Here is a 15827-nt window from a genome sequence, read left to right on the forward strand (position 1 = left end):
TTTGAAAAACTAAGGAACCATCGATTCATTTGAGAAATCGTTTGCATTAATAATAAGGAGGGAGCAGCATGAGAAACATGTTTTCATTTGATTTCTGGCAGAAGTTAGGGAAGGCGTTGTTGGTTGTTGTGGCTGTAATGCCTGCAGCTGGAATTATGATCTCGTTAGGGAAAGTAATTGCAATGTCAGTGGAAGATATATCTTTTATCCTTATGATTGGACGAGTGATGGAAGATATTGGCTGGGCAATTATTAATAACTTACATATTTTATTTGCTGTAGCCATTGGCGGTTCTTGGGCAAAAGAGCGATCCGGAGGGGCATTCGCAGCTTTACTAGCGTTTATATTAATTAATCGAATTACTGGTGTTATATTTGGTGTTACCAACGATATGTTTACCAATCCGGAGGCGGCAGTTACTTCTTTATTTGGAAGTGAATTGGTCGTGGATAATTATTTCACTTCAATTTTAGGGGCACCTGCGCTTAATATGGGGGTATTTATTGGAATTATTTCCGGTTTTATTGGAGCGGCAATTTATAATAAATACTACAACTTTAGCAAACTACCACAAGCCCTATCATTCTTTAATGGAAAACGTTTTGTACCATTTGTGGTTATCCTGTGGTCGGTAATTATTGCTGTGATCATGGCTGTTGTATGGCCATTTATTCAGGGACTGATTAATGATTTTGGTATTTGGTTAGCATCGTCTAAAGACTCTGCACCATTTCTAGCGCCATTTGTCTTTGGGATGTTAGAGCGATTGTTGTTACCATTCGGTTTACATCATATGCTAACGGTTCCAATCAACTATACGGAGCTTGGCGGAACCTATACGATAATGACCGGAGCATCGGTTGGTGAAGTGGTAGCAGGTCAAGACCCACTTTGGTTGGCTTGGGTTTCTGATCTAGTCAATTTGCAAGCAGCTGGTGATATGCAAGCCTATCATACGTTGCTACAAGAAGTAACACCAGCTAGGTTTAAAATGGGACAGATGATTTTATCCAGTGCAGTATTAATTGGAGCGGCACTTGCAATGTATCGTAATGTTGATATAGATAAGCGTACAAAATACAAGTCCATGTTTTTCTCTGCGGGACTAGCCGTATTCATTACAGGGGTAACGGAACCGATTGAGTTTATGTTTATGTTTGCAGCACCAGTATTGTACTTTGTTTATGCTCTTATAGCTGGAGTAAGTTTTGCAATGGTAGATTTAATAGATTTGCGTTTACACTCCTTTGGGTTAATCGAATTGACTACTCGATTACCAATGGCAATCAATGCAGGGCTCATCGGTGATATTATTAACTTTGTAATTACTTGTCTTGTTTTCTTTGCAATTAGTTATTTCCTTTTTCACTTCTTAATCAGGAAATTAAACTCACCAACACCAGGTCGTGCCGGTAATTACTCAGAAGACGATGAAACAGAAGAGGAAAACAACAGCTCTACGCAAACAGCAAGAGCAAAAGATACGAAAGATACAGAAGTGAAAGAAGTTGTCCGCTTACTTGGTGGTGAAGCGAATATCTTGGAAGTAGATGCATGTATGACACGTCTTAGAGTCTCTGTAAAAGATGTAGATCAAGTTGCCTCTGAAACGGATTGGAAAAAGACAGGTGCAATGGGGCTTGTTAAAAAAGATACTGGCGTTCAGGCAATCTACGGACCAAAAGCAGATGTGCTTAAATCAAAGGTAATCGATTACCTGGAGGAGGAGTAGATGAAATTATTGACACTAAACTGCCATTCTTGGCAAGAGGAAGATCAATGGAAGAAGCTGGACATCCTTGCTGCATCAATTCATGAGGCTGCTTATGATGTTGTTGCTTTACAAGAAGTAAGTCAATCTATTGTATCGGAACAAGTAACAGATCGTTTGAAAAAGGATAATTTTGGATTATTACTTGTACAAAAGCTAAATGATTTGGGATCAACTTATAAATATACATGGGCGTTCTCACATACTGCTTATGATCAATATGAAGAAGGGGTTGCTTTATTGACAAAGTGTCCAATTCTTGACCAAACAGAGTTCTTGGTAAGTCAAAGTGATGATCCAGAATTTTGGAAAACACGTAAGGTGGTAGGATTGACCATTGATCATCATGGGATACCATATGCATTTTATTCTTGTCATATGGGATGGTGGCAGGACAAAGAAGAGCCGTTTCGTTGCCAGATGGATCAACTCGTTACAAATGTAAATAAACAGATTCCACATTATCTAATGGGCGATTTTAATAATGCGTCTAATATAGAAGCGGAAGGGTATGCCTATGTGCAACATTTAGGTTATAATGACACCTTCCAACTGGCAGGAGAAAAGGATAGTGGAATTACTGTAGCTGGTGAAATTGCAGGTTGGGAAAAGAATAACGAAAATAAACGAATTGATTTTATTTTTACGTCGACAAAGGACAAGGTACGATTGTCGCGTGTGATATTTGATGGTATCAATAAACCAGTGATTTCCGATCATTTCGGTGTGGAAGTGACGATAGAAAATGGAACGATGAATGGAACTAGTTAAATGAAGGAGAGGGACGATGAAAAAACTATGGTGGAAAGAAGCGGTAGCCTATCAGGTCTATCCTCGCAGCTTTATGGATTCAAATGGAGATGGAATTGGTGATATTCAAGGAGTCATTGATAAGTTAGATTACCTTAAAGATTTAGGCATTGATGTAATCTGGCTAAGTCCTGTCTATCAATCCCCAAATGATGATAATGGGTATGATATTAGTGATTACCAAGCCATTATGTCTGAATTTGGCACCATGACAGATTTTAATCAATTATTGGAAGAAGTACATCAGCGAGATATGAAATTAATTATGGATTTAGTCATTAACCACACGTCGGATGAGCATCCTTGGTTTATGGAGTCAAGGTCCTCAAGAAATAATCCCTATCGTGATTATTATATATGGCATGAAGCAAAAGGCAATCGAGAGCCCAATAATTGGGAATCCATTTTTGGGGGATCGGCCTGGGAATATGATGAACCAACCAATGCCTATTATATGCATGTTTTTTCTCGTAAACAACCTGATTTGAATTGGGAAAACCCGAAAGTCCGCCAATCTTTATATGAGATGGTGAACTGGTGGTTAGATAAAGGAATTGACGGTTTTCGAGTAGATGCCATTTCGCATATTAAAAAGGCTCCAGGTTTTCCGGATATGCCAAATCCGGAGAATAAGAAATATGTACCTTCTTTTGATGGTCACATGAATCAGAAAGGTATTCATGACTTTTTAGCGGAATTAAAGCAGGAGACATTTGATCATTATGATATCATGACTGTTGGTGAGGCAAATGGGGTGACAGTAGATGATGCAGATCTTTGGGTTGGTGAACATAAAGGGAAATTCAATATGGTATTTCAATTCGAGCACTTGGATTTATGGGGGAAAAGTGCGTCTGGTGGATTAGATATTCACGCATTAAAAGAGACATTATCTAAATGGCAGAAAGGGCTTGAAAGCGACGGGTGGAATGCTCTTTTTCTGGAAAATCACGATCAACCACGCTCGGTTTCAAGCTGGGGAAATGATGATCGATATTGGAAGGAATCAGCAAAAGGGTTGGCTACTCTTTACTTTCTCATGCAAGGAACACCATTTATTTATCAAGGACAGGAAATTGGAATGACAAATGTCCAATTTGCGTCCATTGATGATTATAATGATATTTCCATGAAAAATTTATACGCAGAAGAGATGGCGAATGGGAAAAATCATCAAGATGTGATGGAGATTATTTGGAAAAATGGGCGAGATAATTCAAGAACACCAATGCAGTGGAGTAGCCAAGAAAAAGCAGGATTTACTACGGGTACCCCTTGGATGAAGATCAATCCAAATTATAGAAATATCAATGTTGCTGCACAGATAAAGGATCCAACATCCATTTATCATTACTATAAACAGCTCATTCAATTAAGAAAACAACATCCAGTCTTTATTTATGGAAAATATGATCTTTCTTTAGCCGATCATGATAAGGTATACGCGTATACAAGAACCGATGGAAATCAACAAATGTTCATTATGGTGAATTTATTTGAGGAGGAAGTATTGGTCAGCATTACAGATCAATCATCAGCGAAGTTGTTACTAAGTAATTACGATGTAGATAAAGAAGAACAATTGGAGCAATTGGTATTAAGGCCTTATGAAGCTAGGGTTTATCAACTAATTTAAAAAAGGCGAAAATTCTTTCTAGGCTGTCGGAAAAAAGTCTCGACAGCCTGTTTACTTAGAATTTTCAAAGAACCTCCTTATAATCAGATAAGGTAAAGAATATATTCTATAAACGGAAAACATCTTTATCTTAACCGATAAAAAATCCCGCTATTAGGTATAAGACAGCTGCAATTCCAAGCCCAATGGAAACAATCTTTAATTTATACCGTGCATAATCAATTAATGGAACTTCTAAAATAGACGCCGTCGTAATGGTTGTATCGCCAAGTGGAGAGGTCATGGCACCAAATGATCCACTTGCAAAGACGGCACCAACTGTCATTGGCAGTGAAGCTCCAGTGGAAGCTGCTAGAGCAACACCAAGTGGCATAAATATCCCCCACGTTCCAAAAGATGATCCGAGAAAATAACTAACGATCGATCCGACGATAAAAACAATAGCAGGGATTGTAAAGGCTGGGAGAAAAGAACCTAGTGTTGCTTCAATAAATTGAGAGAAACCAAGGTCCTCCGTAACAAGCGAAAGAGACCATACTAAAACGAGAAGGATGATCGCTTCCATTAATTGATTTCCCCCATCATAAAAATGATAAATCGTTTCCCCTAATTTTTGGTCACGAATCATGTAGAAAATAAATGTGATGATTAACGTAATAAAAACAGCAAGCAGGATGACGAAAGTAGCATCAGCTTCAGCAAAGGCATTGAACAAGCTAGTAGCTCCTTTTTCCACCCCATCCTGCCACAATAGAAATAAGGTAAGTCCAAGTAGTAAAAACAATGGGACAATTAAATTCCAAGGTTGTGCCTTTACCATTTCTAATTCTTTTTTTATGCTAGCACGATGATGTTTCCCTTCTTCCCCGTCTTGCGGACCATTATTTGTCTGTTTCTTTTTTGGCTTTGACCAGAAGGTCCAAATCAATCCAATAATTAGCATGACGATGGCAAAAAAGTTGAAAGGGATACTATATAGGAAAACTTGATAAGCATCTGCATTCAAATTATGTTTTTGAATACCGCCCTCAATCAGTGAAACCATAAACCCAACAAATGCTGTTGCTACAGGTAACAATACAATAACAGAGCTGGTTGATACGTCCATGGTAAAACCAACTTTCCAATTTGATATATTGACTTTTTTCAATAAGGATTTAATCACAGGACCAATCATCATAATTCGAAACATTGGCATCATAAAGGTAAAGGGGAGAGTTAACCAAATGACCGCTAGAAGCCCGCGTTCAGAGTCAATTTTGTTACCAACCCACTCCGAAAATCCCTTCACACCACCAGAGATTTGCATCATGCCGATTAATCCGCCAAATAGATATAAAAAAGCGATAATATTAATATTTCCTGGATCAGCCAAGGTAGTTACGATATAGCTGACCGTCTCCTTTGTCCCGTCCAAAATACTGAATTCTAATAGAAAAGCTCCTACAACCAGACTAAGTACTAAACCAGGAAGAATTCGTTTTTGCCAGATCGAAAGTCCAATAACAATAATAAATGGAATTAATGAAAGCCATGATTGTTCCATCAGATAACCTCCCTTATCGCCTTATAATGGAATTTCATAATAATGAATGATCTCTCTTGTTACCATGTGTTAAATCATCCTTTTTCATGCGTGAATGGAAGAAGGTATATCCTTAACTAATAAGAGATGTTACGCTTAACAAAGAAAAACTGTTATAAGTTAGTTATATGAGGAGAGTGACTGCATGGATGAAGAACTTAAAACGTTACTTACAAGAACCAATCTTTACACCGTTGGTTGACCGATTTGTCATGTTTGGATTTGCCGTTGCTGGTGCTTTTGCAAGCATTTATTCATCTGAGCATATGCCATTTTTGGAATTGCTTCATTATTTACTGCTGTTTTTATTAATTGCCATGCCCATCCTAGAATGGATTGGAACAAATTGGAGAGAAAAAAGAGGAATTAAGGAGGAGTCGGTACGATCGCCTCAATATGCCGATAAGATTATAGCTAATTTGTTTGTTATTTTATCAATGATTCTAGGTATCGTTAGCTTAGGGATAAATCTACTTGCTGAATCGTTTAATTGGCGCTGGATGGTGTTTATGTTAGTTGTTGTATTATTTAGCTTTTTCATGCGATATATCCTTATAAAACGTTGACGTCAACTAGAAAATAAATAAAAAAATTGTCAAAACCTTTTGCATTTTTATTGTGGAATTGCTATGATAGATATTAAATATTTAAAAGGAATTCTTATCAAGAGAGGTCAAGGGACTAGCCCGTAGACGCCTCAGCAACCTGTTTGTGAAGACAAGGTGCTACTTCTAGCAAGTTTAGTTAAACTTGAGAGATAAGAAGATGACACCGTTTATTACAGCGTCTCTTCTTAGCTAGAAGAGGCTTTTTTATTACATAAAAAATTAGGGAGTGGATAAAATGGCAACAAAAGTAGAAAAAAAAGCACCATTTAAAGGGGATCATGTAGGAAGTTTTTTAAGACCTGATCGGATTAAGCAAGCTCGAATTCAAAAGGCAAGTAGGGAAATCACGAACGAACAACTCCGAGCCATTGAAGACACGGAGATAATTAAATTAGTTGAAAAACAAAAGAAAGCAGGGTTAAAGGCAATTACAGATGGGGAATTTCGTCGTGCATGGTGGCATTTTGACTTCTTAGAAGGTTTGATTGGAGTTGAAGAATTTGTACCCGAAGCAGGATTGCAATTTTCTGGAATTCAAACAAAAAAACGTGCGATTCGTGTCACTGGAGAAGTAGACTTTAGTGAAAACCATCCTTTTCTTGCAGACTATAAGTTCTTACATGAAGCCGTCGGAGACCAGCATGTTGCGAAGCAGACAATCCCAAGTCCGAATATGTTGCTAGTGCGAGCTGATATAGAAACAAATGTCTATGAAAATATGGAACAAGTGATTCCAGATTTAATTAACACATATCAAAAAGCAATCCAAGCTTTTTATGATGCTGGTTGTCGCTACTTGCAATTAGATGATACTTCTTGGAGTTCATTTCTTTCAGATGAGGGCAGGGAATCGCTCCGAGAAAAAGGTTTTGATCCGGAACAATTAATGGAAGTCTGTAGAAGTGTTATTAATGAATCCATTGCCGAACGTCCAAACGATATGTTAATAACGATGCATATTTGTCGTGGTAATTACCGCTCACACTATTTCAGTACAGGATCATATGATGCGGTTTCAGAAACTATTTTTGGAGGATTAGATGTAGATGGGCTTTTCCTTGAATTTGATGATGATCGATCGGGTGGCTTTGAACCTTTATCTTATGTGAATAGAAACGACCTTCACGTTGTATTGGGCTTGGTTACATCAAAATTTGCGGAGCTGGAAGATCCAAACTTGGTTAAAAAACGTATTGCAGAAGCCGCTACGTATATCCCTTATGGCCAACTTTGTCTCAGCCCTCAATGTGGATTTGCGTCAACCGAGGAAGGAAATAATTTAACAGAAGAAGAGCAATGGAAAAAAATACGTCATGTTGTTGAGATAGCGGAAGATGTATGGCAATAAGTTTAGAGGTTCCTTCTTGTAAGTAATTAACTAAAGGAAAATCCAAATTATTATCCGAATATACAAGTTATATTCGGGTAGTTTTTTTATTGTTCATTTTCTTCATCATGATTGCGGTTGAAAGGTATGGAAATGAATGCATCAGCTTGGAGAGCGCTCGCTTTATCTATTTTCTATCCCCTTAAAATAACACCAAAGCTTCTGATCTTTTGTTAAAACCCTATTATTTGCCTAAGTATTAATAGATTCTATCATCATTTTCTTCTAACTTCCTCTATCAACCTATGCACTGACTGAATTACATCATAGGATGATCTTGCAAGATAAACAAAATTTAAAGGAGGAATTTAGTGTGGCTATTACCGTACCAGTTCCAACACTAGGTGATGTTATTGTATTAACGTATGAAGGTGATCAAGTAGAAACGGGATGTACAGCTCCAGGTGAAGATGCTCCAGAAGTCAAAAACTTCTCGGTTGAGCAGGGGAATCTTTATATTATTGGATGTAATAACTTCCCAATTGGGGGAGGCACCGTAGCATATATTGTGGATGCTCAAAATATTGATCTTGGTGAACTTATTCAAGCAATTTTAGGTTTGGCAGTTGTTCAAGGTACAGGTGGAAAGACAAATATCTTTACTGCTGTTTAAGCAGTTTTCTATTAGAGTATATGGCTGAGAAACCATGAATTTTTAAATAAGTAGGCGAACCATACTTTCGCAGTGGAAATCGTTTCGCTTTTCGTGAGCATGTCAGCTAACTTGGGCGAGCAAAATATCGCCTATCCGAGTGGATCTTAGGTCTGTGCTGGGTTTCAACGATTTCTACTGCAGATCTTTAATAGATGATGCGTTCAATCATTTCATCTAATAATATAGCAGAAGTCAAATTCATGAAAGACAGTCGTAATTTGTTTAGCTACATGACTTTTGTCCTGTTCCCTATGTAGAGACACTACTGACTTGGATGCCGATATTTGGTTAAATGATAAAGTAAAGTAAGGATGAATAAACAAAGACCGATAATTAGAAAGCTCGAAGCATATATGGATATTTGATGATTACTAACGTTCTCATTAATCATAATAAAAAGATAGGAAATGCCAATCCCGTTTCCATCAATCGGTCTCTGAACGAATTGGAAATAGTTATATACACTCGTTAAACTGAGAAAATATAAAAGGAATAACAGCAGCTTTTGCTTCATTGTACCACCCCTTTGTCAAAAGATACTCCCGTTTTATCGGTATATTCTGATTTTTAGATGTTAATCAACCTGAACTGATGATTCTTTTCCTACCAATTGACGTTGTTTTTGTACTATTCTATCATGGAAGAAGTTTAACTCAAACATCAGTGGAAGTCCCATGTTTGATTTATTGAAAATAGCTTCTGATAAATGCCTTCACCATGTAACTGCTGTAATCTAGCTTCTTTTGTTATAATTAGTTTAAGATAGTCACGGTTTTTTTACTGGAAGGAGAGAGTAGCAATAAATCTAAATAATATTGGAAAGAAAATAAAACAGATGCGTTTACGAACAAAAAAGACACAACAGCAAGTGGCAGATGAATGTGGTATCTCCAAAAGTCTTCTATCAAAAATAGAAAATGGCCAGACTGCTTCAGCAATTGCCACGCTATCCAAAATTAGTGAAGTATTACATGTGCCATTATCATGGCTATTAGATGATCACGATGATCGCGATCTTGTTTTGCTTCCGCATGGAGAGCGACAATTCAAAGTAGGCGATGAAAATATGGGATACTCCTATGAATTATTAGCCAATCGCTCAAGGTTTACTGGCATTGAACCGACGATTGTACACGTTACTCCGCGTGACATGAATGTTCGTCAAGAAGCGTATACCCACTCACAGGATGAGTTTATCTATATTCTGGAAGGAAAGATTCAATTACTTTATGGAGAAAGCAAACATCATATGGAACAAGGAGATAGTGCTTTCTTTAAAGGGAACAAATCGCATCTGTTTATACCAGTAAATAATGAACCCGCTCGGGTATTAACCATTTTTATTGATAATCATTTGTAAATCAAGAGGCTCAGCAAGGTGCTGAGCCTTTTTAAGACCTAGTTTTTATGGAATAAGCCCTTGCAAAGTGATTATAATAGATCACAACATTAACTTTAATCGTTTTCATTCTGTAGCCTTTCTCTACAAAGCCTATTTTCCAATGTGTTGCCGTTTAAATACTTTCAGCCCTATTTTCTCAATGATTGCGCCTCTGCTTAGCCTTCCTATAGGTGCCCTCGATAATCAATGGTTACAATCATTCCAAAGTCTATTGATATTAATCCTTATTCAGTAGAAGAAATACATAAAAATTTAATTGTTTTATCGGTTCGATTATACCAATTATGCGGGGTGGATGATTCCAAAAATATGCAATCATATGGTTGCAATAGGACTTCTTCATGGTTAACTTCGATGGTTAGAGTGCCTTCTAATACATAGAGGAATTCCTGACCTTTATGTGTAAAATTATTCCCCCGATTATCCCCTGGATTCAAAATTATTAAATTAGGTACAAACAAAGGGTTTTCCATTTCTCCCGAAAGATCTTTATAAATAAATCGATTTTCTGTCAGGTTTTTCGTATCAACAATATTTCTGGTAATTGCCGAACGGGAACCTTGTGTTTCTGAAGAAAAAAAATAGCTTGGATTCACCCCGAGTGCTTCAGAAATTCGTTTTAACGAAAGTAATGTTGCAGATGTTTTGGAATGCTCTAATTGTGACAAAAAACTAATGGAAAGACCGGTTTCTTGAGAGACTTGCTTCAATGTTAACTTTTTTTGTTTTCGCAGATTCTTTACTTTGTTTCCAAGGTTTTCAGAATTTGTCATGGTATACTCGCCCCTTATGCTAAACGGTTCATGATAGTTCACAATTCCTAGTTTTATAGAATGGTATGAAAAAACAGTTGACGAAAAAGCAAAAAATATCTTATAATTTATTTAAACATAATTTAAGTGATACTTAAATACTTTTCACTTAAATTATTGGAAAATTTTCTTAGTTCAAATTTCAAATTAATGTAGCTACGATCTATTTCTTATTAGTAACTAGAAAAAAACCCGCAACAGGCTAGACAACTTATTGATTACAGTAATGATTAAATTAATAAGCACTGCATATGCTTTAGGGTTTCTTCTTTTCACAAGTAGTGAAAACGTTTTCATCATTTGGACTAGTAAACTATAATTAGGAGGTTTTTCATATGGTAGTACCTTATACACACGAGCCTTTTACAGATTTTACAGTGGAAGAAAATCGGCAACAAATGCTTCATGCATTAAAAAAAGTAGAGAAGGATCTAGGTAAGGAATACCCACTAATTATTGGGGGAGAACGCATTACAACAGAAGATAAAATCGTTTCTGTTAACCCTGCTAATAAAGAAGAAGTAGTTGGCTATGTTTCGAAAGCGAATCAAGAATTAGCAGAAAAAGCAATGAAAGTTGCAGATCAAACATTTGAAACGTGGCGGAAATCAGACCCGAAATTCCGTGCGGATATTCTTTTTCGATCTGCGGCAATTATTCGACGTAGAAAACATGAATTCACAGCTCATTTAATTAAAGAAGGTGGGAAACCGTGGAAAGAAGCAGATGCGGATACAGCAGAAGCAATTGATTTCCTTGAATATTATGGCCGTCAAATGCTTGAGTTAAAAGATGGTGTCAAGATCAACAGTCGTCCTATTGAATACAATCAATACCATTATATCCCATTAGGCGTTGGGGTTGTGATCTCACCTTGGAACTTCTTGTTTGCAATTATGGCCGGTACAACGGTAGCAGCTATGGTCACAGGTAATACGGTATTGTTGAAACCAGCCAGTGCTACACCAGTAATTGCTTATAAGCTAATGGAAGTGTTGGAAGAAGCGGGTATGCCTGCTGGAGTTATCAATTACATTCCGGGTCCTGGTAAAGAAGTAGGGGATTATCTAGTTGATCATCCACGTACGCGGTTTATTAGTTTTACAGGATCACGTGAGGTTGGAACACGAATTTTTGAGCGTGCTGCTAAAGTACAAGAAGGTCAGAAGTGGCTGAAACGTACGATTATTGAAATGGGTGGAAAAGATACTATCGTAGTAGATAATGAAGCCGATCTAGAGTTGGCAGCTGAATCGATTGTACAATCTGCATTTGGATTTTCAGGACAAAAATGTTCGGCATGTTCACGTGCTGTCATACATGAGGATGTCTATGAAGAAGTGAAAGATAGAGTCGTAGAGCTTACCAAAGAATTATCAGCTGGGAATCCATATGATAACTCTCATTTTATGGGACCAGTTATTGATCAAGGTGCTTATGATAAAATTATGGATTACATCGAAATTGGCAAGCAAGAAGGAGAATTATTAGCAGGCGGCTCAGGTGATAATCGTATAGGTTGGTTCGTAAATCCTACTGTTTTTGGTAATGTAAGTCCAGAAGCAAGAATTATGCAGGAAGAAATCTTTGGACCAGTAGTTGCACTTACAAAGGCAAAGAACTTTGATGAAGCGATTGAGATTGCCAATAATACAGAGTATGGATTAACTGGTGCCGTAATTACCAATAATCGTACCCATCTTGAGCAAGCAAGACAAGATTTCCATGTCGGTAATCTTTACTTCAACCGCGGTTGTACAGCTGCAATTGTAGGTTATCAGCCATTTGGTGGATTTAATATGTCGGGTACGGACTCTAAAGCAGGTGGACCTGATTATCTGATTCACCATATGCAAGGTAAAACAAGCTCTGAAATGTTATAACATAATAACAATATCTCACTCCTGCACTGCTTTACAAAGTTTTGTGGAAATGCGTAATCAAAATCATGGGAAATCACTTATTGTGTTTTTCCCTTGCTTTTGATCGTTCATAAACTATAGATGGTTGGGGGGAGGATCAACGTGGAACAAATCATGCGCAATTTCTTTTTATTTTTATCCAATAATAAACCACTAACGAAAGCAGCTAAGAAGTATGGTTTTCGATTTGGAGCATCGCGATTTGTTGCAGGAGTAGATATTAATGGTGCGGCTGAAAAAATAAAAGAGTTAAATGCCAAAGGATTTGACGTTACAGTCGATCATTTGGGAGAGTTCATTGATAATGAAGACGAGGCTAGGCAATCTGCTCAGGAATGTATTCAGGCGATCAAGGTCATTGCAGAAAAAGAATTGAATGCACAATTATCGTTGAAATTAACTTCTTTGGGAATGGATATATCGTATGAATTAGTTATGGAGAACATGCGAAAAATTTTGCAGGCTGGGACAGAATATGGTGTGATTATAACGATTGATATGGAAGATTATCAGCGTACAGAACAGACGTTAACCATATTTAAGTCATTACGACAGGAATTTGATAATTTGGGAACGGTTTTACAGGCGTATCTTTATCGCGTGGAAGAGGACTTAGACGCATTAGATAGCTACAACCCTTATCTTCGCTTAGTTAAAGGTGCTTATAAAGAGTCCGAAAAAGTGGCATTTCCAAATAAACAGGATGTCGATGATAACTATAAAAAAATTATAAAAAAGAACTTATTGAATGAGAATTACACAGCTGTTGCAACGCATGATGACAGTATTATTGCTTATACCAAAGAACTGGAAAAAGCGCATGATATTCCTCGTGACCAATTCGAGTTTCAAATGCTTTATGGAATTCGTATTGAATTACAAGAACGATTAGTCGACGAAGGATATAAAGTACGTGTATATATGCCGTATGGAGATGACTGGTTTGGTTATAATATGCGTCGTTTGGCCGAACGTCCAGCTAACGTTGCCTTTGTATTAAAAGGAATCTTTAAAAAATAGTCGGTTTATAATGTGCAAGATGCGATTTGAGAAAGGTTTTATGCCGATATTCTCATAACTGCGCTTGCACTTTTCTATTACATATACATGAAAGGAAGAAAGCTATGTTAATTCTTTCAGAGCAAGAAATTAAGGATCATTATTTTATGAACGATGCAATCTATGATGTAAAGCAAGGGTTAATTTCTAAAAAGAAAGGGCAAATTACTAATCCGCATCGGACAGTCATTGACATACCGGCGCATCAAGCTTCGAGTCTATATATGCCAAGTGCAGACTTATCACAGGAAATTGCCTCCGTGAAATTAGTCAGTATTTTTCCTGAGAATCCGAAACAAGGAAAGCCAACTACTCAAGGTGCATTAGTATTAACCGACGCTAGTAATGGGGAACATATTTGTATGATGAGTGCATCATTTTTAACTCGTTTACGTACAGGAGCACTGAGCGGGATCGGGACAGAAAAATTAGCTAGAACGGATGCACAAACATTGGGAGTGATTGGAACGGGGGCCATGGCCTTTGAACAAGTCCTAGGTGTTTTGGAAGTTCGTGATATCCAAGAATTAATCCTATTTAATCGGACGATCGAAAAGGCGTACACATTCAAAGAAGCATTAATGACCTGGGGGATTACGATTCCAATCAAAGTAGTGGATTCACCGAAGCAAGTCATGCAAGTGTCCGATATTATTGCTTGTAGTACAAGGTCGGATAATCCGGTATTCGATGGAAATGATCTACGACCTGGTATGCATATAAATGGGGTTGGTTCGTATTTGCCTAGCATGAGAGAAGTAGATCTAAAAACCATTCAGACAGTTGATAAGATTATTGTGGATGATTTAGCCAGTATAAAAGAAGAAGCTGGTGAGTTAATTTATGCGAATCAAGAAAGTGATTGGCAATTTTCTCACATCCACGCAGAGTTAAGTGATGTTGGTGGTGGAGATCGATTATTGCGAGAAACAGATCAAGAAATTACTTTTTTTAAATCCGTTGGAGCTGCCTATTTTGATCTTGTCGTAGCTAAAGGAATTTATGTAAAAGCGAAATCGCTAGGAATAGGTCAAAAGATAGAATTGTAGTCTCTTAACCAACAATTAAAAAGATCTTATCGGAAAAATGTAAAAAATCATACTTGACACATTTTTCGGTATTCGGTATTATTGTGTACAATTCTTACTAATTAAATTGAATATTCCTTATCTAGAGTCGGGGGAGGAATCTGGTCCAGTGATCCCGCAGCAACCGTTACATATAACAAGGTGCTAATTCCAGCAAGCATTTGCTTGAAAGATGAGAGAATGTAGGCGATACAGCAACCTCTTCTCATCGGAAGGGGTTTTTTCATTGGTCATTATAGAAACCGTATATCCTCTTCCATTAATCCAACTAAATGAATGGGAAAAGTTATATTTAATTAGTGAAATGATTTATTTATTAAAGGAGCGATAACATTGAGTAATATAACGGAGAGTTTGTATAAAAAATCTTATTTCTCACGGATTCAAGAGCTTAGAGAATATGCCCCAGAAACATGTAATACTTTTTTTGCTTTTAATGATCAGGCCTTAGCTGAAGGAGAGTTGCAGGCAAAGCTAAAAGAATTAATTGCCGTTGCTGTAGCACATATTACAGGATGCCCATACTGCATTGAATTACATGTAGGCAATGTGAAGAAACAAAAAGCAACAAAAGAAGAGGTAACTGAAGCTATCTTTGTTGCAGCAGCATTAAAGGCAGGATCAGCAGCAGCCCATGGAGTTAATGCATTGAATGCGTATGACGGGGAAGGAACTGATAATTTGTATCAGGCGTCTTATTTTAACCGATTAAAGGAATTTGCAGCATTAAATGGGGCTACATTTGACGCATTTCTTGATTTTGATAAACAAGCAATCCAAACGAATTACCTGACTGAGAAAGAAAAGGAACTAATTGCAGTGGCATCAGCACATACCACAGGCTGTGCATATTGTATTGACCTTCATACGAAAAATGCAAAACATGCGGGGGCAAACCGCCATGAAATTGCTGAAGCAATCTTCGTAGCTGTAGCTTTGAAAGCAGGGTCTGCTTTGGCACATAGTGTAAATGCACTTAATGCCTATGACGACTAAACCGTCTCCTAGGTTAGCACGGGGGCACCGAATCCTCATGAGTTACCATCAATCAGGGGAGGATGAAAATCACCAGAGTGGTAAAGATTTAATTT

General features: G+C 37.4%; 14 protein-coding genes and 2 riboswitches. Of the genes, 11 read left to right on the plus strand and 3 right to left on the minus strand.

Annotated elements, in window-relative coordinates:
• Positions 1-68: 68 nt before the first annotated feature.
• The 3 genes from BN990_RS04960 to BN990_RS04970 are packed head-to-tail and all read left to right on the plus strand — an operon-like array spanning position 69 to position 4218.
• Complete coding sequence (locus BN990_RS04960; protein WP_038242770.1) at positions 69-1733, plus strand: PTS transporter subunit IIBC; 1665 nt, start codon at positions 69-71, stop codon at positions 1731-1733.
• On the plus strand, positions 1734-2543 hold the full coding sequence (locus tag BN990_RS04965) for an endonuclease/exonuclease/phosphatase family protein (protein ID WP_038242772.1): 810 nt from the start codon (positions 1734-1736) through the stop codon (positions 2541-2543).
• Positions 2544-2559: 16 nt separating this feature from the next.
• Entirely contained in the window at positions 2560-4218 is a 1659-nt protein-coding gene (locus BN990_RS04970) for a glycoside hydrolase family 13 protein (RefSeq protein ID WP_038242774.1), read from the plus strand.
• Between the two features lie 130 nt (positions 4219-4348).
• Here the strand turns inward: BN990_RS04970 and BN990_RS04975 are convergent, their stop codons facing one another.
• Complete coding sequence (locus BN990_RS04975; RefSeq protein ID WP_021289345.1) at positions 4349-5764, minus strand: Na+/H+ antiporter NhaC family protein; 1416 nt, start codon at positions 5762-5764, stop codon at positions 4349-4351.
• A gap of 188 nt (positions 5765-5952) precedes the next feature.
• On the opposite strand from BN990_RS04975, the gene BN990_RS04980 reads away from it, so the two are divergent.
• From BN990_RS04980 to BN990_RS04990, 3 genes are all read left to right on the plus strand, one after another.
• Positions 5953-6369 carry a hypothetical protein gene (locus BN990_RS04980; protein WP_021289344.1) on the plus strand — a complete coding sequence of 139 codons (417 nt, stop codon included), beginning with the start codon at positions 5953-5955 and terminating at the stop codon, positions 6367-6369.
• 91 nt (positions 6370-6460) lie between these two features.
• A riboswitch (SAM riboswitch) is annotated at positions 6461-6567 on the plus strand.
• A gap of 79 nt (positions 6568-6646) precedes the next feature.
• The gene (locus BN990_RS04985) at positions 6647-7759 is read left to right on the plus strand and encodes a 5-methyltetrahydropteroyltriglutamate--homocysteine S-methyltransferase (protein ID WP_021289343.1); all 1113 of its coding nucleotides are present in this window, start codon (positions 6647-6649) and stop codon (positions 7757-7759) included.
• Between the two features lie 352 nt (positions 7760-8111).
• Positions 8112-8411, plus strand: a complete 300-nt coding sequence (locus BN990_RS04990) for a hypothetical protein (protein WP_021289342.1) — start codon at positions 8112-8114, stop codon at positions 8409-8411.
• Between the two features lie 304 nt (positions 8412-8715).
• On the opposite strand, the gene BN990_RS04995 is transcribed toward BN990_RS04990, so the two are convergent.
• Positions 8716-8967 (minus strand): hypothetical protein, encoded by a 252-nt coding sequence (locus BN990_RS04995; RefSeq protein WP_021289341.1) that lies wholly within the window; start codon positions 8965-8967, stop codon positions 8716-8718.
• Between the two features lie 300 nt (positions 8968-9267).
• On the opposite strand from BN990_RS04995, the gene BN990_RS05000 reads away from it, so the two are divergent.
• Positions 9268-9813 (plus strand): helix-turn-helix domain-containing protein, encoded by a 546-nt coding sequence (locus tag BN990_RS05000; protein WP_272945485.1) that lies wholly within the window; start codon positions 9268-9270, stop codon positions 9811-9813.
• Between the two features lie 266 nt (positions 9814-10079).
• Here the strand turns inward: BN990_RS05000 and BN990_RS05005 are convergent, their stop codons facing one another.
• Positions 10080-10628 carry a helix-turn-helix domain-containing protein gene (locus BN990_RS05005; protein WP_021289339.1) on the minus strand — a complete coding sequence of 183 codons (549 nt, stop codon included), beginning with the start codon at positions 10626-10628 and terminating at the stop codon, positions 10080-10082.
• Between the two features lie 374 nt (positions 10629-11002).
• On the opposite strand from BN990_RS05005, the gene pruA reads away from it, so the two are divergent.
• The 4 genes from pruA (at position 11003) to BN990_RS05025 (ending at position 15732) form a co-directional block, all read left to right on the plus strand.
• On the plus strand, positions 11003-12550 hold the full coding sequence (gene pruA / locus BN990_RS05010) for an L-glutamate gamma-semialdehyde dehydrogenase (RefSeq protein ID WP_038242777.1): 1548 nt from the start codon (positions 11003-11005) through the stop codon (positions 12548-12550).
• A 141-nt stretch (positions 12551-12691) separates the two neighbouring features.
• The gene (locus BN990_RS05015; RefSeq protein WP_021289337.1) at positions 12692-13609 is read left to right on the plus strand and encodes a proline dehydrogenase family protein; all 918 of its coding nucleotides are present in this window, start codon (positions 12692-12694) and stop codon (positions 13607-13609) included.
• A 104-nt stretch (positions 13610-13713) separates the two neighbouring features.
• Positions 13714-14697: an ornithine cyclodeaminase family protein gene (locus tag BN990_RS05020; protein ID WP_038242779.1), complete on the plus strand. Its 984-nt coding sequence runs from the start codon at positions 13714-13716 to the stop codon at positions 14695-14697.
• Positions 14698-14811: 114 nt separating this feature from the next.
• Positions 14812-14915: riboswitch (SAM riboswitch) on the plus strand.
• A 163-nt stretch (positions 14916-15078) separates the two neighbouring features.
• Positions 15079-15732, plus strand: a complete 654-nt coding sequence (locus BN990_RS05025; protein ID WP_369759830.1) for a carboxymuconolactone decarboxylase family protein — start codon at positions 15079-15081, stop codon at positions 15730-15732.
• Positions 15733-15827 lie beyond the last annotated feature (95 nt).

It is taken from the genome of Virgibacillus salexigens (genome assembly GCF_000723585.1).
GTDB classification, from domain to species: Bacteria; Bacillota; Bacilli; order Bacillales; family Amphibacillaceae; genus Virgibacillus; species Virgibacillus salexigens.